This window comes from Taibaiella sp. KBW10 (genome assembly GCF_003852495.1).
Taxonomy (GTDB): Bacteria; Bacteroidota; Bacteroidia; order Chitinophagales; family Chitinophagaceae; genus Edaphocola.
The window spans coordinates 353,020-378,340 of the sequence record NZ_QAJI01000005.1; the positions used below are offsets into that span (position 1 = coordinate 353,020).

22 protein-coding genes are annotated in these 25,321 nt (G+C 41.8%); 11 read left to right on the plus strand and 11 right to left on the minus strand.

From position 1 onward, the window contains the following. Window positions 1–57 precede the first annotated feature (57 nt). The 3 genes from DBR32_RS12020 to DBR32_RS12030 all read left to right on the plus strand — a co-directional run bounded on the left by DBR32_RS12020 (window position 58) and on the right by DBR32_RS12030 (window position 3,491). Window positions 58–1,317 (plus strand): pyridoxal phosphate-dependent aminotransferase family protein, encoded by a 1,260-nt coding sequence (locus DBR32_RS12020; protein ID WP_124636581.1) that lies wholly within the window; start codon window positions 58–60, stop codon window positions 1,315–1,317. 166 nt (window positions 1,318–1,483) lie between these two features. Next, complete coding sequence (locus DBR32_RS12025) at window positions 1,484–2,731, plus strand: putative DNA modification/repair radical SAM protein (protein WP_124636582.1); 1,248 nt, start codon at window positions 1,484–1,486, stop codon at window positions 2,729–2,731. 1 nt (window position 2,732) lies between these two features. Continuing rightward, a complete protein-coding gene (locus DBR32_RS12030) occupies window positions 2,733–3,491 on the plus strand; it encodes a TIGR03915 family putative DNA repair protein (protein ID WP_124636583.1) in 759 nt (252 codons plus the stop codon). Window positions 3,492–3,494: 3 nt separating this feature from the next. Here the strand turns inward: DBR32_RS12030 and DBR32_RS12035 are convergent, their stop codons facing one another. Beyond that, window positions 3,495–4,262: a tetratricopeptide repeat protein gene (locus DBR32_RS12035; RefSeq protein ID WP_124636584.1), complete on the minus strand. Its 768-nt coding sequence runs from the start codon at window positions 4,260–4,262 to the stop codon at window positions 3,495–3,497. A 331-nt stretch (window positions 4,263–4,593) separates the two neighbouring features. Here DBR32_RS12035 and DBR32_RS12040 point away from each other — a divergent pair, with 331 nt between their 5' ends. Further along, window positions 4,594–7,176 (plus strand): adenosylcobalamin-dependent ribonucleoside-diphosphate reductase, encoded by a 2,583-nt coding sequence (locus DBR32_RS12040; RefSeq protein WP_124636585.1) that lies wholly within the window; start codon window positions 4,594–4,596, stop codon window positions 7,174–7,176. 76 nt (window positions 7,177–7,252) lie between these two features. Here DBR32_RS12040 and DBR32_RS12045 read toward each other — a convergent pair whose 3' ends face one another. Further along, window positions 7,253–8,449 (minus strand): pyridoxal phosphate-dependent aminotransferase, encoded by a 1,197-nt coding sequence (locus DBR32_RS12045; protein ID WP_370453703.1) that lies wholly within the window; start codon window positions 8,447–8,449, stop codon window positions 7,253–7,255. A 146-nt stretch (window positions 8,450–8,595) separates the two neighbouring features. Between DBR32_RS12045 and hisS the strand changes: the two genes are divergently transcribed. Further along, a complete protein-coding gene (gene hisS, locus DBR32_RS12050; RefSeq protein WP_124636586.1) occupies window positions 8,596–9,975 on the plus strand; it encodes a histidine--tRNA ligase in 1,380 nt (459 codons plus the stop codon). A gap of 306 nt (window positions 9,976–10,281) precedes the next feature. On the opposite strand, the gene DBR32_RS12055 is transcribed toward hisS, so the two are convergent. The 8 genes from DBR32_RS12055 to DBR32_RS12090 all read right to left on the minus strand — a co-directional run bounded on the left by DBR32_RS12055 (window position 10,282) and on the right by DBR32_RS12090 (window position 17,388). Continuing rightward, window positions 10,282–10,929: a hypothetical protein gene (locus DBR32_RS12055; RefSeq protein ID WP_124636587.1), complete on the minus strand. Its 648-nt coding sequence runs from the start codon at window positions 10,927–10,929 to the stop codon at window positions 10,282–10,284. 356 nt (window positions 10,930–11,285) lie between these two features. Next, a complete protein-coding gene (locus DBR32_RS12060; protein ID WP_124636588.1) occupies window positions 11,286–12,683 on the minus strand; it encodes a S9 family peptidase in 1,398 nt (465 codons plus the stop codon). A gap of 3 nt (window positions 12,684–12,686) precedes the next feature. Continuing rightward, window positions 12,687–13,322: a hypothetical protein gene (locus tag DBR32_RS12065; protein WP_124636589.1), complete on the minus strand. Its 636-nt coding sequence runs from the start codon at window positions 13,320–13,322 to the stop codon at window positions 12,687–12,689. Between the two features lie 96 nt (window positions 13,323–13,418). Further along, window positions 13,419–14,246, minus strand: a complete 828-nt coding sequence (locus DBR32_RS12070; RefSeq protein WP_124636590.1) for a hypothetical protein — start codon at window positions 14,244–14,246, stop codon at window positions 13,419–13,421. An 88-nt stretch (window positions 14,247–14,334) separates the two neighbouring features. Next, the gene (locus DBR32_RS12075; RefSeq protein WP_124636591.1) at window positions 14,335–14,889 is read right to left on the minus strand and encodes a DUF1572 family protein; all 555 of its coding nucleotides are present in this window, start codon (window positions 14,887–14,889) and stop codon (window positions 14,335–14,337) included. Between the two features lie 76 nt (window positions 14,890–14,965). Beyond that, window positions 14,966–15,283, minus strand: a complete 318-nt coding sequence (gene trxA / locus DBR32_RS12080; RefSeq protein ID WP_124636592.1) for a thioredoxin — start codon at window positions 15,281–15,283, stop codon at window positions 14,966–14,968. A gap of 123 nt (window positions 15,284–15,406) precedes the next feature. Beyond that, the gene (locus tag DBR32_RS12085) at window positions 15,407–16,882 is read right to left on the minus strand and encodes an OmpP1/FadL family transporter (RefSeq protein WP_124636593.1); all 1,476 of its coding nucleotides are present in this window, start codon (window positions 16,880–16,882) and stop codon (window positions 15,407–15,409) included. Between the two features lie 182 nt (window positions 16,883–17,064). Continuing rightward, window positions 17,065–17,388 carry a YtxH domain-containing protein gene (locus DBR32_RS12090; RefSeq protein WP_124636594.1) on the minus strand — a complete coding sequence of 108 codons (324 nt, stop codon included), beginning with the start codon at window positions 17,386–17,388 and terminating at the stop codon, window positions 17,065–17,067. 154 nt (window positions 17,389–17,542) lie between these two features. On the opposite strand from DBR32_RS12090, the gene DBR32_RS12095 reads away from it, so the two are divergent. After that, a complete protein-coding gene (locus DBR32_RS12095) occupies window positions 17,543–18,337 on the plus strand; it encodes a thymidylate synthase (RefSeq protein WP_124636595.1) in 795 nt (264 codons plus the stop codon). 11 nt (window positions 18,338–18,348) lie between these two features. After that, complete coding sequence (locus DBR32_RS12100) at window positions 18,349–18,861, plus strand: gamma carbonic anhydrase family protein (RefSeq protein WP_124636596.1); 513 nt, start codon at window positions 18,349–18,351, stop codon at window positions 18,859–18,861. An 8-nt stretch (window positions 18,862–18,869) separates the two neighbouring features. Here DBR32_RS12100 and DBR32_RS12105 read toward each other — a convergent pair whose 3' ends face one another. Continuing rightward, window positions 18,870–19,763, minus strand: coding sequence for a transglutaminase family protein (locus DBR32_RS12105; RefSeq protein ID WP_124636597.1), 894 nt, complete (start codon window positions 19,761–19,763; stop codon window positions 18,870–18,872). 39 nt (window positions 19,764–19,802) lie between these two features. On the opposite strand from DBR32_RS12105, the gene DBR32_RS12110 reads away from it, so the two are divergent. The 4 genes from DBR32_RS12110 to yidC all read left to right on the plus strand — a co-directional run bounded on the left by DBR32_RS12110 (window position 19,803) and on the right by yidC (window position 25,290). Then, complete coding sequence (locus DBR32_RS12110; protein ID WP_124636598.1) at window positions 19,803–20,531, plus strand: shikimate dehydrogenase; 729 nt, start codon at window positions 19,803–19,805, stop codon at window positions 20,529–20,531. Window positions 20,532–20,585: 54 nt separating this feature from the next. Next, entirely contained in the window at window positions 20,586–22,076 is a 1,491-nt protein-coding gene (locus DBR32_RS12115) for a glycoside hydrolase family 10 protein (protein WP_124636599.1), read from the plus strand. Window positions 22,077–22,101: 25 nt separating this feature from the next. Then, the gene (locus DBR32_RS12120; protein WP_124636600.1) at window positions 22,102–23,397 is read left to right on the plus strand and encodes a sodium:proton antiporter; all 1,296 of its coding nucleotides are present in this window, start codon (window positions 22,102–22,104) and stop codon (window positions 23,395–23,397) included. 75 nt (window positions 23,398–23,472) lie between these two features. Next, window positions 23,473–25,290, plus strand: a complete 1,818-nt coding sequence (gene yidC / locus DBR32_RS12125; protein WP_124636601.1) for a membrane protein insertase YidC — start codon at window positions 23,473–23,475, stop codon at window positions 25,288–25,290. Window positions 25,291–25,321: the final 31 nt, after the last annotated feature.

Consider the following 25,321-nt stretch of genomic DNA (forward strand, 5'->3'; position numbering starts at 1 on the left):
TTAAATTTTTGTAACTTTGCACATCTAAATTAATTTAATACATTTAAAACGTACTTAATGGACATTTTTGCCAAGATAAAAAAAGATAGAGGTCCTATCGGTAAATATCAAGATCAAGCACACGAATATTTTGCTTTTCCCAAACTGGAAGGAGAGATCGGGAACAGAATGAAGTTTAACGGAAAAGAAAGAATTGTTTGGAGTTTGAACAACTATCTAGGCTTAGCAAATCATCCGGAAATAAGAAAGGCAGATGCAGATGCAGCGGCACAATACGGTATGGCCCTGCCAATGGGTGCCCGTATGATGAGCGGTAATTCTGATAACCATGATCAGCTGGAAAATGAATTTGCCGCTTTTATCGGTAAAGAGGGTGCGATGTTGCTGAACTTTGGCTATCAGGGTATGGTGTCGGCTATCGACGCTATTGTATCCCGCCATGATGTGATTGTATATGATGCGGAAAGCCATGCCTGTATTTTGGATGGTTTACGTTTGCATCCGGGTATGCGTTACAAGTTCAACCATAATGATGTTGCAGATTGTGAAAAACAATTACAACGTGCCGCTAAATTTATCGAAGGTACGCCCGGAGGTATTTTGGTGATTACAGAAGGTGTGTTTGGAATGAACGGTAACCAAGGCAAGATCAAAGAAATTGCGGCTTTAAAAGCACAATATGAATTCCGTTTATTTGTAGATGATGCGCATGGTTTTGGTACCATGGGAAAGAAAGGTGCCGGTATCGGGGAAGAGCAGGATTGTATTGAAGAGATTGACCTGTATTTTTCAACTTTCGCTAAATCATTGGCGGGTGTAGGTGGTTTTATCGCTGCAGATAAAGACATTCTTCACTTCCTGCGCTATAATATGCGTTCTCAGATCTTCGCAAAATCATTGCCGATGACAATGGTTGTGGGTGGATTGAAACGTATGGAGCTGATCAGAAATAAACCGGAACTGAGAGAAAAGCTTTGGGAGAATGTAAATAAATTGCAGAAAGGGCTTACGGAAAGAGGCTTTAATATCGGAACGACCAATACTCCTGTAACGCCAGTATATATGGAAGGAGAATTGAACCCGGCCCTGCAAATGATCGTAGACTTAAGAGAAAACTATAATATTTTCTGTTCTGTCGTGGTGTATCCGGTAATTCCTAAAGGGCAAATCATTTTACGTTTGATCCCTACCGCAACCCATACAGATGCAGATATCAACGAAACCTTAGAAGCATTCTCTATTGTAAGAGAAAGATTGACTAATGGTGAGTATCCTGATGTATTCCCGGATATTAAGGACCTGATAGCAAAAAAATAAATTTATCATAAATAATGCTCCTGTGGCCAGTATATAGAGATATATTGGCCACTTTTTTAGGAAACAATTTAGGTAAAATAATATATATCACTACGTCGTAGCTTGTCTTAGGGCTATAGTACCTTAGTCTTTATTTTGGTTTACGTAAAACAAAAAAACGGGAGATATGGAACGGATTCGTGAAAAATTGCAGATTCTGGCAGATGCTGCGAAGTATGATGTGAGTTGTAGCTCCAGTGGCAGCAAAAGAAAAAATACTAATAAAGGTATTGGAGATGCTTCAGAAAGTGGGATTTGCCACACGTATACCGAAGATGGCCGTTGTGTGTCCTTACTGAAAATATTGCTGACCAATCATTGTATTTACGATTGTGCTTTCTGCGTATCGCGCAAAAGCAATGATGTAAAGCGTGCGGCCTTTACCGTAGAAGAGGTGGTAGAATTGACGATGAACTTCTATCGCCGTAATTTTATTGAGGGGCTTTTTCTCAGTTCCGGCATTTTTAAAAATGCAGATTATACCATGGAGCGCCTGCTGAAGATTGTGAAGAAACTACGTACCGAAGAGCGCTATAATGGTTATATACATCTAAAAACGATTCCCGGAGCGAGTGAGGAGCTGATCAATGAGGCCGGTTTGTATGTAGACAGAATGAGCATTAACCTTGAAATGCCCACGGAAGAAGGCTTAAAGAAAGTGGCTCCTGAAAAAAGCCACGAAGACGTAAAGCGCCCCTTGGGGATTATCCAAAATAAGATTGCACAGTTTAAAGAGGAAAAAAAGTTAATCAAACATGTTCCCCAGTTTGTTCCTGCAGGTCAAAGTACCCAAATGGTTATTGGCGCTACACCTGAGAACGATATGCAGATCATGCATACTGCAGCGGCATACTACAAAAATTTCTCGCTAAAAAGGGTTTATTACAGCGGCTATATTCCGATTCGGAATGATGAAGTATTGCCCGTGGTGAAAGCGCCTTTAATGCGGGAAAACCGTTTATACCAGACCGACTGGCTCTTGCGTTTTTATAATTTTGAGGTGGGCGAAATACTGAATACGGAGCACCCTCATCTGGATATGGATATTGATCCGAAACTGACCTGGGCCTTGCGCAACCTCCACTACTTTCCGGTAGATATCAATACCGCAGACTTCAAAATCATTTTAAGAGTTCCGGGTATCGGCCGGCAATCTGCGATGAAGATCATACAGGCCAGAAAGTTTGGTACCTTAAGGACTGAGCAATTGCGTAAAATGGGGATATCTTATAACCGGGCGCAGTATTTTATTGTATGTGCGGATACGCCTTTACAATTAGGTAGTTTTCAACAACACCAGATCAAGTCGCGGATACTCGCTACTTCTAAAAGTAAATACGAAGCCGCTTTTTCACCCCAACTCACACTTTTTTAGCATGATCTATGTGTTTGACGGCAGCTTTGAAGGCTTGCTGAGTGCCGTATTTGATTGTTTTGAGAGAAGGCATACCGTAAGTCGCTTATTAGAAGAGCACTATTTTCAGGGCTCCTTATTTGAAGCGCCTCATATCGTGCATACCAGTTCCCAAAAATCAGATCGGGTCTGGAAAGGCATAGCAAAAAAAATGGATAAGGACTGGCAGCGTAAACTATACTGTGCCTTTTTATCCGAACAGGCCGATATGTATGACACCTTATTTAAATTGATCCATTCCCTTTTCTGTTCAGAGGCTATTTTTCAGGAAAATTATGGAGATGCCCTGATTCTCGATACCGCACAAACAGCAAAAAAAGTGGAGCGGGAAAAACACCGGATGAAGGCTTTTACCCGGTTTGAAAAGAGCGGCGATGGTCTTTTCTTCTGTGCCGTCGCACCCGATTTTAATGTACTGCCCCTGATTATCCGTTTTTTTCGCAATCGTTATGCAGACCAGCCCTGGCTGATCTATGATCAAAAAAGAAAATATGGTATTCACTACGATACCCATAGTGTACAAAGAGTGGAGATCGTCCCGGAAAGTTTATCAGATACACGCTTGTCCACTCCTTTAATCCTGGACGAAAAAGAGGCCTTGTATGCGACCCTTTGGAAAGATTATTTTAAAAGTACCAATATTGAAGCCCGCAATAACCCCAAGCTACATGTACAACATGTTCCTAAACGCTACTGGCGTTTTTTGACAGAGAAGCAATGATCCTTAATCACCATGAATCGTTTGTAGGTTTTTAAGGATATCATTATCGACATTCTCTAAATCCTTCTTATTTGCGGCTCCGCTGATCTTCTTCATTTTTAGACAACCGGATTCATTTCGCCGTTCATAACTTATAGAATAATAGCCCTTGGCTTTATCAGGGTACATCACAATATCCACATTACTATTGTAGATATCCCCAAGTTTTTCGGCAGCCAAGGCGCTTCTTGCTTCATTTGAATTTATAGATAAAGAATACCATAAAATAGCATTATCAATATTGTGGTTACAATAGTTTTTATCTTGGAAAAGATTACCAAGTGTATACATAAGATTATTTTTATAACCTACCGAAAAAGCCTTAAAATACCAGTAAGCAGCAGAGTCTATATTTGGTGCAAATTTTCCTGTGCCGTTATAATGCCAATCACCCAACTCTATCATGGCCGCCCCAAACCCGAGATGGGCGGCTTCTTTTAAGATGGTAATGGCCTTGGGGATATTATGCTGCACGCCTTTGCCACTAAATAAAAGCTGCCCATAATATTGTTTTTCAAAACCATTTAATTGTGTTCCTGCTGTTTCTAATAAGGTACAGGCAGCCGATTCATTGTTGTTTTTTAGATATTCCCTCACTTTTCCCATTCTTTCCGGCTCATCAGGCTTTGGCGCAGCAGCGGGAAATGCAAGAGGAGCAACAAAAGTGACTTGTCCCGGGCTGGAAATATAAGCGCATAGAATCAGGACAGTCAGGATTAATCTATATAACATGTAAAAAAATTAGGAAGCCAAAATTACTAAAAGCAATAGGCAAAGGCAGGGAATTGTTAAAATAAGTTTTCAATACTGGAAATACTTTCTGCTGATGTGAATATTATAAAGTATATACCGAAAATAATTGAGAATTACAAACATTTTTACATTATATGTTTTATTTATTATTGTTACCAATTTGCTATTAAAAATAAAATATTATTTGATAATCAATTTATTATGTATTTCAATTTGAAAACCTATGTTTGGAAATGATGTTTTGAATGTTGAATTTTTATAGCTTTGGGTTTCTTATCCCGACTTCCCATATTTAAAATATATTATTATAATGAACGTAAAAGATACTAACCTAGTGGTAACAACCTACACACAGGAAGAGGCTTTCGAGGCCAGCCTGGCCTATTTCAAAGGCGATGACCTGGCGGCACGCGTATGGTTAAATAAGTATGCCCTAAAGGATTCTTTTGGCAATATTTATGAAAAATCTCCTGCGGATATGCACCGGCGTATTGCGTCTGAAATCGCGCGTATAGAGGCGCTGTATGCTAATCCTATGAGCGAAGAAGAAGTCTACGAGCTCATTAAGGATTTTAAGTACATTATTCCTCAAGGCAGCCCGATGACCGGTATTGGCAATCCGTTCCAGATCGCTTCTTTATCCAATTGCTTTGTGATCGGGAATAATGGCGATTCTGATTCTTACGGAGGGATTATGAAAATTGATCAGGAGCAGGTACAACTGATGAAACGCCGTGGTGGTGTAGGGCATGACCTGTCTCATATCCGTCCGAAAGGCTCGCCCGTAAAAAATTCGGCACTTACCTCAACTGGTTTGGTGCCCTTTATGGAACGCTTTTCTAACTCTACAAGAGAGGTGGCGCAGGATGGCCGCAGAGGCGCACTGATGCTATCGGTATCCATTAAGCATCCCGATTCGGAGTCCTTTATTGATGCGAAGATGGAGCAGGGGAAAGTTACCGGAGCAAATGTCTCGGTGCGCATTACCGATGATTTTATGCGGGCAGTAGAACAAGGAGCTACTTTTATGCAGCAATATCCGATCAGCAGTGCTAACCCCGTATTCACCAAAGAAGTAAATGCCAACGATATATGGAAGAAAATTGTACATAATGCTTGGCGTTCTGCCGAACCGGGAATCTTATTCTGGGATACCATTATCAAAGAATCCGTGCCGGACTGTTATGCAGACCTGGGATACAAAACATTATCGACCAATCCTTGTGGTGAAATTCCTTTATGTGCCTATGACTCTTGTCGTCTATTGGCTATCAATCTTTATTCTTATGTAAACGATCCGTTCACCAAGAAGGCCGCCTTCGATTGGGACCTGTTTAAAAAACATATTCATGCAGCACAGCGCATGATGGATGATATTATTGACCTGGAATTAGAAAAGGTAAAAATCATCATTCAAAAGATAGACGAAGATCCGGAAGATGCAGAGATCAAAAGAATCGAACGTAAACTTTGGGAAAACATTTATCAAAAAGCCGAAGAAGGCCGTCGTACCGGTATTGGTATTACTGCCGAAGGCGATATGCTGGCAGCTTTGGGTATTCGTTATGGCAGTGAAGATGGGATTACCTTCTCTACAGAAATTCATAAAGTCGTGGCTTTAGAAGCGTACCGCAGTTCCGTGTATACCGCCAAAGAGCGTGGTGCCTTCCCTATTTTTGATGCAGAAAGAGAAAAAAATAATCCCTTCATTAATCGTCTGAAAGAAGCGGATCCGGAATTGTATTTCGATATGACGGAATATGGCCGTAGAAATATTGCTTTATTGACCATTGCACCAACAGGAACAACCAGCCTGATGTCGCAAACCTCCAGTGGTATTGAGCCGGTATTTATGCCGGTGTACAAACGCCGCAGAAAAGTAAATCCTAATGATAAAGAAGCGCGTGTAGATTTTGTGGATGAAGTAGGAGACAGCTGGGAAGAGTACATCGTATTTCACCATAATTTCAAAAAATGGATGGAAGTAAACGGGCATGATACCACTAAAAACTATCCTCAGGAAGAACTGAATGCTTTGGTAGAACAGTCGCCTTATTATAAAGCAACCTCCAACGATGTGGATTATCATGCAAAAGTACGCATGCAGGGCGCCATTCAAAAATGGGTGGATCATAGCATTAGTGTAACCATTAACATGCCGAATGACGTAAGCGAAGAATTGGTAGGCGAATTGTATATGCAAGCCTGGAAAAGCGGTTGTAAAGGCGTTACGGTATATCGTGATGGTAGCCGTAGCGGTGTATTGATCGCTGCAGATGAAAAGAAAAAAGAAACACCAAATACAGATTTGAGCGATGATCCGGATGAAAGTGCAGATGCCCGTATCTTCCCGACAACCCGTCCGGAAACCTTGAGTGCAGACGTGGTGCGTTTTCAAAATAACCGGGAAAAATGGATCGCCTTTATCGGCCTGATCGATGGTAAACCTTATGAAATCTTTACCGGTATTTCGGATGATGAAGATGGGATCCTGATTCCAAGATGGGTAAACGAAGGCCAGATCATTAAGAATAAAGATGAAGAAGGTAATACCCGTTATGATTTCCAGTTCCAGAACCAAAGAGGATATAAGACGACGATCGAAGGCTTATCGCATAAATTTGATCCGGAATACTGGAACTATGCTAAATTAATCTCCGGCACTTTGCGTCATGGTATGCCTATAGAAAGAGTGGTAGACCTGATCAATGGCTTACAATTAGCCGATAATATCAATACCTGGAAAAACGGGGTGGCCCGTGCTTTGAAGCGTTATATCGCCGATGGCGTTGCCGCTCAGAAAGCAAAATGTGCCAACTGTGGTGGTAATAACCTGCAATATCAGGAAGGTTGCCTCACCTGTAAAGATTGTGGTAGCTCTAAGTGCGGATAATTATACAATTGTGATTTGAATATAAATAGTAAAGGAGACCCNNGGGTCTCCTTTACTATTTATATCTGTTATGGATTTACGATAAATCCGCCAAAGCATTTTTAATACGGGTAACCGCATCCCAGAGTTGTGCCGTAGAGGCTGCATAGGAAAAACGAATACAGTTATCATTACCAAAAGCCGTACCACTCACACCACTTACATGTGCGGTATTGAGCAGGAACAAGGCAAAGTCATCCGCATTGCGCAATACATTGCCCTGTGTATCTTTCTTACCGAAATAATAAGAAATATCGGGGAAAGCATAAAAGGCTCCTTCGGGTATCAGTGTTTTAAATCCTTCTATTTTATTCAATTCGGCAATAAAGAAATCCCTTCTTTCGTGAAAAGCTTTTACCATTTCCATCGAAGGAGCATTGTCTTCCAAAAGTGCCGTCACTGCAGCTTTTTGGGCAAAAGAGTTTGTTCCGGAAGTAAAAGAACCCTGGATTTTCTCACAGGCTTTCACCATGGCTACCGGTGCGGCAATATAGCCCAAACGCCAGCCGGTCATCGCAAAGCCTTTTGCAAAACCATTCACCAGCACGACCTGCTCTTTCAGCTCTTCGAACTGTGCAATACTTTCGTGTTTGCCTACATAATTGATGTACTCATATATTTCATCACTGACAACCGTGATGTTTGGATAGTTTTTCAGGACAGCAGCCAGGGCCTGCAATTCCGATTTTGAGTAAACCGCTCCGGAAGGATTACAAGGGGAAGAGAAAATAAATAATCTTGTCTTCTCCGTGATCGCGGCTTCCAGTTTCTCCGGCGTAATCTTAAAATGATCTTCGATGCCGCAAGGTACAAAAACACATAGCCCTTGTGCCATTTCTACCAAAGCAGAATAGGTAACCCAATATGGCGTAGGGATAATGGCTTCATCACCTGCGTTAATCGTGGCCAGTACTACATTCGCCAGAGATTGTTTCGCCCCGGTAGAGACCATCGTCTGTTCCGGTGTATAGGTTAAGTGATTGTCCCGGTTCAATTTAGCGCAAATAGCGGCTCTTAAATCGGCAAAACCCGCCACAGGCGTGTATTTGGTGTAGCCTTCATCTAAGGCTTTTTTGGCGGCGTCTTTAATGTGTTGAGGGGTGTCAAAATCCGGTTCTCCCAAACTTAAATTGATCACATTCACACCTTTTGAAGCCAATTCGCGACCGAGTTTAGCCATCAATAATGTTTGCGGCTCAGAAAAACGGTCAACAAATGAAGAAATCTGCATCATCTTTTTACTGTTTTGGAAAAAACAAAGGTAACAGAAATAGCAGAGATTCAAAGGTTAAAATGGAAGGAAAATCGGGCTTTGCTAAATCTACTTTTTCATTAAGTCATTAAAGGTTAAATTTGCTCCCGTATTCAAATTTTTTACAGATGAAACCCTCCATTCCTCAAGGTACCCGCGATTTTTCCCCTGCCGATGTAAGGCGCCGCCAGTATATACTCCAGACCATTAAATCGGTTTTTGAAGTGTATGGCTATCAACCTTTGGAAACACCTTCTATGGAAAACCTCAGCACGCTGATGGGTAAATACGGAGAGGAAGGAGACCGGTTGATCTTTAAGATTTTGAATAATGGCTTGCATGAGAAAAAAGATCAGGCAAAGCTGAATGAAGAATGGGCAAAGGTTTTAGAAAAACCCTATAGCGCGACGGCGATTACAGAAAGAGCTTTGCGATATGATCTGACTATTCCTTTTGCACGTTATGTGGTGATGCACCAGAACGATTTGGTATTTCCTTTTAAGCGCTATCAGATGCAGCCGGTATGGCGTGCTGATCGTCCGCAAAGAGGCCGCTACCGCGAATTCTGGCAATGTGATGCCGATGTGGTGGGCAGTAATTCTTTATTAAACGAAGCGGAATTGTTATGTATTTATCAATCTGCTTTTCACCAATTAAAGGTGCCGGGTATACAGGTAAAAATCAATAGCCGTAAAGTATTAGCGGGGTTGGCGGAATGTTGCGGCGCCCTGGATAAACTAACAGATATTACTGTGGCCATCGATAAGCTGGATAAGATCGGTTGGGATGGCGTGGAAAAGGAACTAATCGGCAGAGGATTAGATGCCGATAAGATTGCCTATATACAACAATACCTATCGGTAACAGGGAATACAGAAGAGCGCCTGGTCATCATGGAAACCTTGTTGCAGGCGAGTGACATAGCACAGAAAGGGATTGCAGAATTAAGAACGACCCTGCACTATTTTGAACAACTTAAACATCCGGAATGGACCAGTGAATTGATCGTTGATTTTACGCTGGCACGTGGTTTGAACTATTATACAGGCATCATTGTAGAGGTTGCGACAACAGCCGTTAAAATGGGTAGTATCGGCGGCGGCGGTCGTTATGATGACCTTACGGGTTTATTCGGACTAAAGGGTTTATCTGGTGTGGGGGTTTCCTTTGGTATAGACCGTATTTACGATGTTATGGAAGAGCTGGCCTTATTCCCTGTGCAGGTCGATATCACTACAAAGATTCTGTTTGTAAATATCGAGCCAAAGGCAGAAGCAACAATCCTTACTTACCTGTCACAACTCCGCAATGCAGGTATCTCCTGCGAGCTGTATAGTGAAACGGCAAAATTTGATAAGCAGATGAAGTATGCGCACAGGCGTACCATTCCTTTTGTGGGTATCGTCGGTGAAAGTGAATTGGCAGAAAATAAGATTATGGTGAAGAATATGGAAACCGGGACACAGGAATTGGTGACCATAACCGCATTGAGCAATTTATTGTCTTAAAGCGGAACAACAATAAGGAGTATAACAAAGCCTGGTGATTCATCACCGGGCTTTGTGTTAGCGGTCTTTTAAACGATTATTTTTTACAAATTGTCTTCTGGAGATTGTACCGAATGCCGTCGCAATCTCTGCAAGAATTACCTTTTGGTAAAACAGAGACATCAACTGTATTGGCTTGCGTGTTCCCCGCCGATTTTTGCCCCATCATATTATAGCTGTAATAATCTTTATGGGTTCAGTTGTGCTTTGGATATGTAATGTATGGTCTATCGGATTCGGGTATACTGTAAGCGCTACAGCATTACATTAGCGCGTGATGTGCAAAACATTGCCATATTTTTTTGAGCCATCATTATCCACCTGGATCAACCGGTAAAAACTAGATCCGGTTTTAGTATTAGGATTGGTATGGGTATAAGTATATTCATTATGCGCAAGCGTTTCTTGTGTTCCTGATTTGGCATCAACACTTGCCAGAACGGTCCAGTAAGAAGCATCAGTGCTGTATTCAACAATGAAATTCCTGAAATCTTTTTCCAGTGAGGTATCCCACTGTAAAACAATGTTTCCATCTTTCTCTGTACCGCCAAAAGAAACAAGGGTAACCGGAAGAGGTACCGGGGGTGGCACTAATGCTTTGGCCAGATTGCCGCACAAGTTAGCTCCGGATTGAGGAATATTGCCAATGGTATTATCTGCACCCACAGAGGTTGCGGTATAGAGAAAGCTATCTTTTGCATTGAGTCCGGCCCTATTAAGATTATACGGCGAGGTAAAGGAAGCGCCGACGTTGGTCGGTGTTGAGTGGTAATCGGTTTTTGCTCCATTATTCATACCTGCTTTTGAAATAGACACATAGGTATTTGGTGCAAATTTAGTGGGAGCGCTATTGCCCTGCAACGTGGCCAGAGAAGCCATAGCCATAAGGCCTGATTTAATTAGTAAATGCTTCATGATGGTACGTAATTTATTTCCGCTAAATTATCGTCCTACCACTGGTTTAGGCACTAAGGCTTGGTTAACAGCATATTGTTAAAATATGTAATTATTGTATATAGAGTAATCAATGATTGATATATGATTACATATATTTATATTAAATTTAAATCATAAAATTTAAATTTTGTTGTGCAAAGTGATATAATAATATTGTGAAATGGTCTTTTTTGATTGTCAAAACATGGATATTTTTTTCATAATCAAATTTCAGACAGGCTATCTTTTAATAAAAGTATGGTCATGCAAGGAGTAATAATAACAAAAAGCCACCGTTTCTACGATGGCTTTTTGCTATATATTCATTATTGGGTTTAGTGCTTTTGTTTTGCCTGATATTTAAGCCAGTTCAATATTTCTGTCAGGGCTTTAGGGGATATGGTCTGTTCGATTGTTGCATATTCCTGAGGCGCTCCTGTGCTGCATTCCTGGAAAAGGTGATTCAGATTAGGAAGCTCCAGTACAGAAGCATGACTATTATTCGCTTTTTGCAAGGCATTTCTGACCGCTTCTGCATTTTCCTTTGCAGGTACCTGTACATCTTTTTCTCCGAATAAGGCGAGTATCGGACAACTCAGTCGCTCGAGGTCTTTTGAGGGATCATATTTCAGGAAATACCGTATCCAGGGCGAGCTCAGTTCTGTTACATATTTTTGAATGAGTGCGTCTTCTGAAGCGCCCGCCGGTATTGCCGCTGCAAGCTCTGTTTTGAAGGATTGTTTCAGATAGCTGTTCAGTTGTTGTCCGGCTTCTTTTTCATCCGCACTCTTTACCACGATATCATATAGAGCCTTATTCACTTTATTTGACTTTTCGGCTTGCTCCGGTGCCACCCCGTTCGCTGCTGCAATCGCCAGTTGTTGTTGTAATAATAAGCTTGCACCCGGTACGCCCGGTCCGGCAAGGGTTACGATAAAGGCGATATCTTTAGATTGTACTGCCATCATTGGGGCGATCACACCACCTTCACTGTGCCCGATGATGCCGATCTTCTTTTTATTAATTTCTTTTCGGGTACGCAGGTAGGCTACGGCTGCCAATGCATCATCAGCAAAATCCCGGGTCGTTGCTTTCGCAAAATTGCCGGTTGAGGCCGCTGTACCGCGATCATCATAACGCAACACTGCAAAACCGTTTCGGGTCAAAAAATCGGCCAGTACCAAAAATGGTTTATGCCCCAACAATTCCTCATCCCTGTTTTGCGGGCCACTACCGCTGACGAGCACGACCACCGGGTAGGTTCCTTTTTGTTCCGGCAAGCTGAGGGTACCTGCTAACTGAATGCCGGCGGCTTTATTCTCAAAATGCACCGCTTCTTCATAATAAGGGTATGGCTTGAGGGGTTCCTGGGGTCTGCGGCTTTTTGCGGCACGCTCCAGGTTCAAGGGCAAGGATTGTCCTCTTTGCTTAAAGGTGCCGGTAATCAGGCTGTCCGATACCATTTTGCCTTCATAGGTCATGCCAATCGCCGGAATAGAGAGACGCAACACGGACTGATCAAAAGATAGATCGCTTACCGGAATTCCTTTGGTACCCTGGTCCGGGCTATCCATGGTGGCCAAATAACCAGAATCCGTTTTTTGGATGTTTAAAACCAATTCCAGGGTTACGCTTTGTATTTTTAAATCGCCTTTCCAGGTACCGGCAATATTTTGTCCGGAGGAAATCAGCGCAATTAAATTTAATAGTAAAGTCAGGGCAATCTTGTTCATGTTTTATTGTGGTACGTATTTTAAAAGTGTTTTGATGTCTGATTCAATCCTGATTCGTTCTTCGTCCAGGTAGTCGCTGGCAAAGGGTGCACCGCAGTCTTGGTTATTAAGTTGGTAGATCAATTTTTTTTGTTCAAAGTAGCTTCTGGTTTCTTCAATCTCCGATTGGTTGAAGTCAAAGGCCGCGGTATCATTATTCGCTTTCATTGCTGCCACATCATAATAATACGGCCGGTTATACTGATAGGTTCTTTCTAATACAAAGGATATTTCCCCATTCAGGAAGTAGTATTCCGTAAGGTTTTGAGTCATTTCCCCAAATGCTCTGGTAATAATCTTCTCTAACCGCTTTTGTTGATAATAAAAAGTGGCCGTTCCTCCTTCTGAGCTATTGTCGAGCGCTTTATTGCGTACAGTAGTCCACTTCGTCATGGAATTGATGCGCTTGAAATTAGCTCTTATTGTGTGGAGCATCTGGTCCAGTTCTATCGGGCCATTTCGATCCGTCTCCTTAAAGGAAGCTGTAGCAATAACGGTATTTTTCTTTTTTTGTTGTTGTGCGAAAACAGGTAATGCCGGAAAGCAGCATAACAAGCCGAGGGCAATGCCGGAGCGGAAAGATGACTTAAACAGAAGCATATAATTGCGATTTAGAAGATGAATCCGATGCTCATTATAAAAAGGGCTGTTCTGACACAACAGAACAGCCCCAAGATACAATTTTATGCGGAATGATTAGTGGTGTTCACCCCACCATCCGTACTCTTTCCAATTGAAAGAGAAAGGCATTAATACCAGTGATAATGAAAAAGTATTTTTACCGATCAGTTCGCTTTTGCTTTCTAAGCCTGAGATATTACCAAACAAGCTGTTGGCATTCGTGTAGAATGGAATCTTTCCAAAAGAATATTGAGCTCTTAATTTAAAAACAATACCTGCTTTATACCCAACTTCTGCTTTTAAAAATGGTGCGATACCCGTTCCGAAACCCGCATTCCCATAATCTACCGTCATATTCAGAGAAGGATGAACACCTGCCCCGAAGGTTCCGGTCCAGCGGCTACCTTTTTCCAAGGTCGCTTCTCCTCCGAATTTGAAATCCACACTTACCGGTAAGGCCATCTGTACAGACATGGCAGAAAAACCAAAAATAGGATCACTATAAGTTACACCATTTACCGTTCCGTTCTCATCTGTCGTAAAGCCGCTGAACTCAGGTACTTTATAATCCCATAAAAACGCATTGTATTCATAATCGATACCGATTGCTAATAAAGATTGCCCACCCAGGCGTTTCACCGGAATATAAGTGCCTGCAAAACCACCATACCCAAATTTGCTATTTACATTTTGGTTAATCTCTCTGGAAAATGACTTGCCCGATGCCGCATCTTTTACAGTCTCGTTGCTTTTATATGTTGCGGAGGCGATAGAATATGAGTAGCCAATTTCCCAACGCTTCAGAAAATTAGGTAAGCCATAACCCGGTCCGGCATGTACTTCCGTAAAACTCGCCAATAATAAAGTGCCGGCTATTGCTTTCTTAAGTATATTGAATTTCATATTGTATATTATTTACGTTGGAAAAATAATATATTTTTATGAATAATTAACAAATTCAATATTTTTTTATAGAAAACGGGACGCGATCTTATTTTAAATAGTCCGTAAAGTGATCGCCTCTGTTCTCTGCTTTATTATGGTGCTGGTTAAACTCCTGAGATTTATTTCTCGGTATAGAAAGTGATTCCCATTGCGTACTGAGCATTTTGCCCAGAAAAACAATCTGCCCTACATGATAAGCATAGTGACCTATTTGTCTTTGAATGGCTTCCATAACACTATGTGCCTGGTTTCTAATGTACACCACCTTGTCCATATCGGCTTCTGTAAGCGTATCGAGCGTATCTAACAGTACCTTCCATCCTTCTTCCCATTGTTGAAAGACTTGTGCGGCATCCTGTGTTTTCAGGTCAAATTCACTATCCCTGTCACGCCACTCCTTTTCCCCGTCGGTCTGGAGGAAATCAGTCCAGCGGGAGCGCATATTTCCCCATAGGTGTTTTACAATATGAGCAATGCTATTGCTTTCCTCGTTAGCCTGCCAGAATAATTTGTCTGCGTCTATCTGACGAAATGTCTTTTCTCCCAGGTTTTTATAATAACCAAATAGGATAATACTGTTTTTTAAGAAAGAGGTTTCCATAATCGTATAAATTAATAAAGCCCTTCTGCATATTGCGAAAGGGCTTTATTGTAACATTAAGACATCTGAAAAAAAATTACAGATGTTGTTGGATTTTTTTGTCGAAAGCAGATTTTGGAGCAGCACCTACTTGTTTGTCTACTACTTCTCCGTTTTTGATATAAAGGATACAAGGAATGCTTGTTACCCCATATTCTACAGACAAGTTTGGATTTTCATCAACGTTTACTTTTCCTACATTGATTTTTCCATCATACTCGGTAGCCAAAGCATCGATTGTGGGGCCTAAGGCCAAACAAGGACCACACCAAGGAGCCCAAAAATCAACAACCGACAATTTATCGGATTTTAGCACTTCTGCTTCGAAGTTAGCATCATTATATACTGCTGCCATTATTATAAATTTACTTTTTTGAAAATGATAAGACAAAGATAGGCGCATTTTTTATGAATAAAAAATAGAGGATAATAATAGCATCATTATCCTCTGTTATATTATAAAAAGTTTGTGATTTCCTTAAAACTTAAAGCCTAAGGTTAATGCGACGATACTTCTGTTGGTTTTAATACTAGCGACATCGGGTGTAAGGCCGCTCACAACATAGGCATTTTCTTTATTAGTCATATTGCTGTATGCATAGCCCAGGTCAATAAAGGTATTGTTGGCAAAGCGATATCCTAAGCCTACAGAATAGTCCATGCGGTCGCTGCCAAAATCACTGTATTGTGTGCTGTAAGGGTTGCCGTAATACGCTACCCCGGCGCGTATGGAGAATGGATTGGTAACTCTGTATTCTGCACCCACTCTTACATTAGAAGCACCTCTGTATGTATTCTTGATGGCATTATTCACCTGAACCTGATAGTCTGTGTTGCCGGAGAATTTATAAGACATGGTTTGGTAAGGCACAAATTCATAATCCGCAGTGATAAATCCTTTATTACCGACAAATGCTGTAGCACTTAAGATACCTCTCCATGGTGTTTTCAGGGAATATTCATATTGGTATATGTTTTGAGGCGTTATACTACGATTGCCGGCACCATCTTCTACATTAGCCACGACATTATAATCTACGTAATCGTTAAAGGAAGACCAGGTTGGCGTGTGAATGGCTGCACCTAGACGGAAACTTTTTACCGGTGCAAAAATAAACCCGAATTTACCATTAACCCCTACACCTGTTGTTTGCAGATCTTCTCTGAAGGTAAACCGGTCAAAACCGTTGTTTGTATTGCCCGTTTGATCCGCTTCTATAAAATCTGTAATACGTTTGAAGCGATAAGAGGTGATGCCAATCGTACCGCCCACCATGAATTTATCATCATAATTGGCACCTAAACTCACCACATATTCGTTTACAGCACCTTTCATATCACTTGTTTTCATTTGTGATAGTGTACCACCCTGGGCGATAATCCTTTGATAAGGAACCGATTTCAGGTCATTGGAAAGCAAGAATGATTGATATCCGAGATAGCCATAAGGGCCGGCACTTTCCTGTACGCCATTGGCTTGTGCCGATGCGGCAAAAACTTCGGAGAAAGAGCTGTTTTTATTGTTGCCCTGATAAGTGACATTATTATTGAAATCGGCCAATTTATTGACACCTAATGCGAAAGAAACGCTTTTCCAACCGCTTCTGTTTTTGCTGCTGTTAAATACCATGCCCGCATTACCCAATTTAAATGCAGATCTATCATCTGTCGTATTTTGATTCAGGTAATCGCTGGAATTATTATTCATCCTCAGAGATGGGGTGATGGTAAATTCACTTTGTCTGTATACACCTAATCCTGCGGGGTTTACACTTGCTGAAGAAAAATCGGCACCCAAAGATCCTGCAGCGCCTCCTATAGATAAGGAACGGGCTGTAGTTGCGGGAGAAAGCATGCCAAAGCGAAGTGCATCGTCTGCCGTTTGGGCAAAAAGCGAAGTACCTAACAATCCGAAAGCTCCGGAGATCACAATGGTTTTGGTAACTAAGTTCATATCAGATCTTGATTTAAAGTTGTAAAAATACAATGTTTATCCATGGGATATTGTGGATACGCAGGGTAGGACGGTAATTTTAGCAAAAAGTTTAAACTTAGGACAAAAATCGCGGTTCTTTAAGCATAAAAGAGTGAGCCGGACGGCCCACTCTTTTATGCTTAGGATTTTGCTTATAATCCTTAAGCCTTATCTGCTGCAGCTTCTGTGTCGTTGCTGAGCTTATCAATTTTGTCTTCTGCTTTGTCTTTAAGATCGGCAGCCTTGTCTTTCGTACTATCCCATGCATCTTCTGCTTTATCTTTCAGGTCTCCGGCGACTTCTTTTGTTTTCTCCCAGGCATCTTCCGCCTTGTCTTTAGCGGCATCAAATACTTCTTCTGCTTTGTCTTTTGCTTTTTCTGCCGCATCTTTAGTGGCTTCCCAGGCATCGGCAGCTTTATCCTTTATTTTATCCCAAAGGCTCTCTTCTTTGTTTTCTGCTTCGTTTTTTAATTCTTCTGACATAATAAGCGGTTTTTAAAAGGTGAACAATTTCTTATGCTTATAAAATTAAAGGATTCGCTGCGAATAAGATAGCCCTTATCATAGAATTAACATTAAAATTACCTTAAGGGACGCTCGGATATTTTTGTTTAATTTTGTATTCAATTTTTGAAAAATGCAGCAATACACGCAATTACTCCAACATATATTAGATACCGGTGTGCATAAAGAAGACCGGACCGGAACGGGAACGATCAGTTGTTTCGGGTATCAAATGCGTTTCGATCTCAATAAGGGGTTTCCGATGGTGACCACAAAGAAGCTGCATTTGAAATCTATTATCTATGAGTTGCTTTGGTTCTTAAAAGGAGATACGAACGTACATTATCTGAATGATCATGGGGTGCGGATCTGGGACGAATGGGCCAATGAACAGGGCGATTTAGGCCCTGTCTACGGAAAACAATGGCGGAGCTGGGAAGGTGCAGATGGGAAAGTGTATGATCAGATTAAGGACGTTATTCAACAGTTGAAAACCAATCCGGATAGCCGCAGGATTATTGTAAATGCCTGGAATGTGGGCGACTTGCCGCATATGGCGCTGAGTCCCTGCCATGCTTTATTTCAATTTTATGTAGCTAATGGCAAACTGAGTTGTCAGTTATATCAGCGGAGTGCGGATGTGTTTTTGGGGGTACCATTTAATATTGCCTCTTATGCTTTGCTCACGATGATGATCGCGCAGGTATGCGACCTGGAGCTTGGAGAATTTATCCATACTTTTGGAGATGCACACCTGTACAACAACCATTTAGAGCAGGCAAAACTGCAATTGACCCGGGAGCCTTATGCCTTGCCGACCATGCGCCTTAACCCGGAGATAAAAGACATCTTTGGCTTTACTTTTGAAGACTTTACTTTAGAAAATTACCAGGCGTATCCGCATATTAAAGCGAGTGTAGCAGTATAAACATAATTATTATGGCCGTAATCCTACCTGTAAAAGGAATAGAACCACAAATGCCCGAAAGCACATTTATTGCACCTAATGCCACGATTGTAGGTGATGTGATTATGGGAGAAAACTGCAGCGTATGGTTCAATGCGGTTGTGCGCGGGGATGTAAACCGTATTCGTATGGGCAACCAGGTAAATATCCAGGATGGTGCCTGTGTGCATTGTACCTACGAGAAAACCGAAACCGTTTTAGGCAATAATGTATCCGTGGGACATAATGCTATCGTACATGGATGTACCATAGAGGATAATGTACTGGTCGGTATGGGGGCTATTGTTATGGATAATGTGCATATCGGGAGCAATACCATTATTGCTGCCGGTGCTGTAGTGCTTGAAGGGACACAAGTGCCTTCCGGATGTATTTTTGCGGGTGTTCCGGCCAAAAAGGTAAAAGACATCAGTGCCGAACTGACCGAAGGAGAGATCAACCGCATCGCTAATAATTATGTGATGTACAGTAGCTGGTTCAAATAAGGTCTTACCTATTTTTCGGGTTGTTGGATCAGGGGAATAAGACTTTCTATTTCAACAGCCTTCTCCGGTTCTCCGATGTTATCATAAGTCGTAGCCAGGTTTTCCAAAAGCAGGGTAATCACCGCACGGCTGTCGAGCATATTCAATTCGGGATAGAGATCGTATTTTCCATTTTTCTTCAGGTACATCATAATGTCGTTACGGTTATAGACCATACCATTGGTGGGATCTATAAAGAACTGTACATGCTGAATGGCATTGTGTTCTTCCATATCGTCAAATGCGTACACATGATCAAAATATGCTAAGATAAACTGATTAGGGAGGTCTATAGCATAGATCGGCACATCCAGCATCTCACATAAAGCCAGATATAAAATACCGATGGTAAATGCATTTCCCTGTTTGCTTTCTACCGTATGATTAACAAAGAACAGATTCGGGTTGGGATCGGTCAGTTCATGCCCTTTCAGCCGGAAAAAATTGAATAGAATACCGTTAATGATATTGATCTGCTCCAAAGGAGAGAGGAAATTATTCAACTCTAACCAGACATTCCGCCGCATCAGTTCAAACTGGTGTAGAATGGCTTCCTTGTCCATTTCCGGAAAACGGAATTTCGCAATGATGAGCGCCGCCTCAAATGCGGATGGATGTGAGGCCTTGGCCCAATGAATCAATTCGGTTTGTAATTGCTGGTAAAAGGATTGATGGATCAGGTTTTCCAGCCGCGACTGGGCAAAAGGATTATCGCAAACCTCCCATAAGGCCTCCAGATGAGGCACAATAGACAAGCCATAACTCAATAGTTTTTGAGCAACGGTTTCGTATACTTCCTGGTCCGGGTCATCGACCAGCTGCAGGAGTGCTACGATTTCTTTGTCTGTTTGGGGTTTCGCCATAAATTTATTCCATACATTTACCTCTGGAAAACAAATATAATGAAGGAATATGGTATAATTGGCAAAAGTTTGTCACATAGTTTTTCTCCAAAATATTTTAACAATAAATTCGGGGTTTTGGGTTTAGAGGCGCATTTTGAAATCTTCGAAATCCCTCATATTGAATCGTTTAAGCAAATTATTGCACAACATCGGGCACTTGCCGGTTTATGTGTGACGATTCCTTATAAAGAGCTCATTATGCCCTACCTTGATGAAATTGATCCGGTAGCGGCGGACATTGGCGCGGTGAATTGTATTCAGTTTAAACAGGGCAAACTGAAAGGGTATAATACCGATATTAGCGGTTTTGTAAATTCTTTGGTGCCGATACTGCCTGCTGTACCTGTAAAAGCCCTGGTTTTGGGTACCGGAGGCGCTTCTAAAGCGGTGTTGAAGGGCTTGGAGTCTTTAGGAATTCCTTATACTTTAGTTAGTCGAATGGTATCCGCTTCGGCTATTACCTATGCCGATGTTGATGCTACGCTGCTGTCGGCACATAAACTCATTATTAATACCACTCCTTTAGGCACTTTTCCAGAAGTGCATACTTTTCCTGATCTTCCCTATGCGGTTTTGAGCGATCAGCATATCTTATATGACCTGGTGTACAATCCCGCAGAGACGGCCTTTTTGCAGAAAGGAAAGGCAGCGGGAGCAGTCCTGAAAAATGGTTTAGAAATGCTGGAATTGCAGGCAGAAGCGAATTGGCGTATCTGGAACGAGTAGAGATACCGATAGAATTTCGTAACTTCGCGGGCAACCTCATATGTGATTCGCTATATGCTAAGGTATTTCTATTCTACTGTTTTACTGTTTGTTACCCTATTTTCCTTTGCTCAGGATGCTCCGAAACGAGAATTCCGGGCGGTATGGATTGCTACTGTCGGTAATATCGATTGGCCGTCTAAACCCGGCTTAAGTGCTGCGCAACAACAAAACGAATTTATCGACCGCCTCACCTTCTTACAAGAAAACGGATTTAATGCGGTCATTGTGCAGGTACGCCCTTCGGCAGATGCCTTTTACCCTTCTGAGTTAGAGCCCTGGAGCAAATACCTGAGCGGAAAACAAGGCGTTGCTCCTTTTCCGATGTACGATCCGATTGCTTTTATGGTGACCGAAACGCATAAACGTAATATGGAATTCCATGCATGGTTTAATCCATTTCGTGCTTTGGTGAATAGTGCCCTTAACCCAAACCCACCATCGCATGTAACCAAACAACATCCCGACTGGGTGATCAATTATGGTGGTAAAGCCTATCTGGACCCGGGAAACCCCGAAGCACGCAATTATGTAAACCAGGTGATCCTAGATGTCGTGAAGCGCTATGATATAGATGGGGTGCATATCGATGATTATTTTTATCCTTATAAAATAGCCGGAAAGGTATTTGGCGATCAGCGTTCTTTTGCGCAATACGGACAGGGCAAAAGCCTGGACGATTGGCGGAGAGACAATATCAATAAATTTGTTGAGGCCTTATATAAAGGGGTAAAGAAAGAAAAAAACTATGTGAAAGTGGGGATCAGCCCTTTTGGGATCTGGCGCAACAGTCGGCAGGACCCGGCAGGCAGTGCTACCAATGGCACCAGTTGTTACGATGACCTGTATGCCGATGTACTCACCTGGATACAGCATAAATGGGTAGATTATGTAGCGCCGCAACTTTACTGGGAACATGGCCACCGCTTGGCAGCTTATGATGTGCTTGTGCCTTGGTGGAAAAGCGTATGTAAAGAACGAGCTTTGTATATTGGTATGGGCGTATATCGTATGGTGAATGCCACACAAGCTACATGGCAAGGGTCTAAAGAGATCTTAAAACAAATAGAGACCGAACGCAGTTATCAGGCTGAAGGTGCGATTATGTACAGTATGGCCAGTTTCGATAAGATCGGCACTGCGCTGAGCAAGGATTTAAAGCAAGCGAAATATTATGGCACCATTGCCATACCTCCAACAATGCCCTGGATCGATAATATACCGCCCGGCGCACCGAAAGCGACATTGAAATCAAGCCCTAATCAAAGAGGGGCTATACTTACCTGGGAGCCTACCGGCAATAAAGAACCGGTTCGATACCTGGTGTATAAATTTGATAAAACCGAAAGTATAGACCTGAATAAATCTATTAAAATCGTTGCCATTACTCAGAAAAACATCTTTATAGATGAAGATCCTGATTTTGCAAACCATAAGTATATCATTACTGCGGCCGACCGGTTGTGGAATGAAAGCAAACCAAGCGAAATATTAGTCTATCGATAAAAATCAAAAAAACAATTAATCATATATGGAATTATACTACTCCTTTTCAATTTTAATAGTCTTAGCGGCCGTATTTGCATACATCAATGCACGATTTCTAAAACTACCCTCTGTAATAGGAATAATGGTAATTTCCATGTTGTTTTCGATAGGGCTGGTTACTACCGGTCGCTTTTTTCCTAAAACCTTCTCTGGTTTCCTGAAGCTGCTCTCTGGTTTCGACTTTACCGAACTCCTGATGGGCGCCATGCTGAATTTCCTGCTTTTTGCCGGGGCCATACACATCCGCCTGAAAGACCTTAAAGAGCAGATGTGGCAGGTGCTGACCCTTTCTACCGTCAGTGTCATTATTTCTACCATCGTGGTGGGCTACCTGTTTCATTATGGTATGCATCTGATCGGCTTAGAAGTTCCCTTTATTCACTGTTTGTTATTTGGGGCCCTTATTTCCCCTACCGACCCGATTGCGGTTTTGAGTATCCTGAAGCAAACAAAAGTGGCCAAGTCGCTGCAAACGAAAATTGCGGGAGAGTCTTTGTTTAACGATGGGGTGGCCATCGTATTATTTATCTTATTAAGGGGTATTGCAGAAGGCAGCGGCGTAGATGTGACCCCCAAAGGAATTACCCTGTTATTTGTACAAGAGGCCATCGGTGGGATTGCTCTCGGATTATTATTGGGTTATTTCGGCTCATTGATGATCAAACAAATTGATGATTATACGGTAGATGTACTCATTACCCTGGCTATTGTAATGGGAGGTTACCTGATTGCCCATGAATTACATGTATCGGGTCCGCTGGCGATGGTGGCGGCCGGGTTGATCGTCGGTAATTTTGGAAGGGATAAGGCCATGAGCCAAACCTCAAGAGAATATGTAGATCGTTTCTGGGAGTTGAATGATGAAATACTGAATGCTATTCTGTTTCTCTTTATCGGGTTTGAAGTATTGCTGATTCCCGAATGGAAAATCTATTGGCTACCGGGGATTATTGCCATCGTGATCGTCTTGTTTTCCCGTTTTATCTCCATTGTGATCCCGGCAAGGTTGATCAAATTCAAGCAAAGGCTCAGTAATCAGTCACTCATCATCCTTGTTTGGGGTGGTTTGCGGGGTGGCGTGTCGATTGCCCTGGCTTCTTCCTTATCCGAAACGACCAATAAACACATGATCCTGACCGTAACCTATTTTGTCGTAATCTTTTCTATTATTGTTCAAGGACTTACTGTAGGTAAGCTTACCGGACCGAGAACTTTCTCCAGAAGAAGGCGCATGGTGACCCGGAAACAGGATAAAGAAAATACGGGTATAGTGGCCTAACGTTAAATGTAATATTCCCAAATTATAATTCATAATTAAGTTTTACCTTTGCGCCTCATATTGAATTAATACATAATGGATCGCAAATCAGTCATTGGTTTTGTATTGTTAATTGCTTTAGCCACTGGTTACATTTTTTATAGTAATCACTCTGCCAAAGAATATCAAGCAAAAAAAACTGCAGACTCTTTAGCTTATGCTAAAGCACATCCACAGCCTGTGCAAAACAGCACAAGTACTGTGATCAAAGACACCACTACCGCTATAGACAGTACCCTGCCTGCAGCCTTTAGAGGGGCAGAAAAATTGGTTACGGTAAGTAACGGATTGGTAAGCCTTAATGTAACCACAAAAGGGGCTTTTCCGGTAGAAGCTAACTTACTTAAATTTAAGACTTATAGTCAGAAACCTTTATTGTTGTTCTCCGGTAAACAAGGCAATCGCCTGGCCTTTAAGATTCCGGTTGACGGAAAAGATATGTGGTCGGATGAGCTGTACTTTACACCCGAACAAAAAACGGGAACAGATGGCAGCACGCAATTGATCATGACTGCTGATGTAGGTGCAGGTAAAAGTGTCGTCCTTACCTATTCTTTACCGAAAGACGGCTATATGATGGACGCCAGTCTACGGATGATCGGGATGTCGGAAGGTTTAGCAAAAACCAGCGAAATTCCGGTAGAATGGAAAACGGCGGCCCTGAGTACTGAAAAGGATTTGAAAAATGAGCGCACTAATGCACAGATGCATTTCCGCTATCAGGATGGGGAGCATGATTATAATACCATCTCCCGTACCCCAAAGAAATCAATAGACAAAGAGTTGCAATGGATGGGTGTAAAAACGCATTTCTTTAACTCTACCATCATTGCTGCAGAAAAGCCCTTCAAAAAAGGTGCTTATGATGCTGCGGAGCCTAAAGAAGATTCCAGTATTGTAGCTACTGATGTCAGCACCATGAGTATCCCGGTAATGGCTTCTAATGATTTTGCCTTCAATTTCAGATGGTATATCGGGCCTAATGACTATAAAGTGCTTAAATCGTATAATTATGAAATGGAAGAAATGATTCCTTTAGGTTTCGGTATCTTCTTCTTTGTAAAATATATTGCGAAATGGGCGATCCTTCCTTTATTTAATTTCTTAGCCTCCTTTATCTCCAATTTCGGGGTATTGATTATCGTCCTGACGCTGATCATCCGTTTATTCCTGTCTTTCTTTACCTACAAAAGCTATCTGTCCTCTGCGAAGATGCGGGTATTGAAACCGGAGATTGATGAGTTAAAAGCGAAATACGGAGAGAACCAACAACAAATGGGTGTAGAGCAAATGAAACTGTATCGTACTGCCGGTGTCAATCCTTTAGGAGGATGCTTGCCGATGCTGTTACAAATGCCGTTCCTGTTGGCGATGTATTATGTATTCCCGACCGCGATTCAATTACGCCAGGCCAAGTTCCTGTGGAGCGATGACTTATCTACTTATGATAATATCCTGAACCTGCCGTTTAACATCCCGTTCTATGGTGATCACGTGAGTTTATTTACCTTATTAATGACTGTTTCCAGTTTATTGTTGGCGATTTACAGCAAGCAAATGACTGCCGGACAAGAAATGAGCGGCCCTAACGGACAAGTGATGAAATGGATGCCATACATCATGCCGATTATGTTCTTAGGTTGGTTTAATAACTTTGCAGCCGGTCTTACTTTCTACTACTTCTTCTCCAATATGTTGAGCTTGTTACAACAGTTTATCATTCAGAAATTCTTTATCAATGAAGCTAAAATTCATGCGAAGATCAAAGAAAACAGAAGCAAGCCTGCCGCTACCTCCAAATGGCAGCAAAAGCTGGAAGAAATTCAAAAAGTACAACAACAAAACAAAAAATAGTCTTTTGTTTTAAGCACATAAAAAGCGCGGT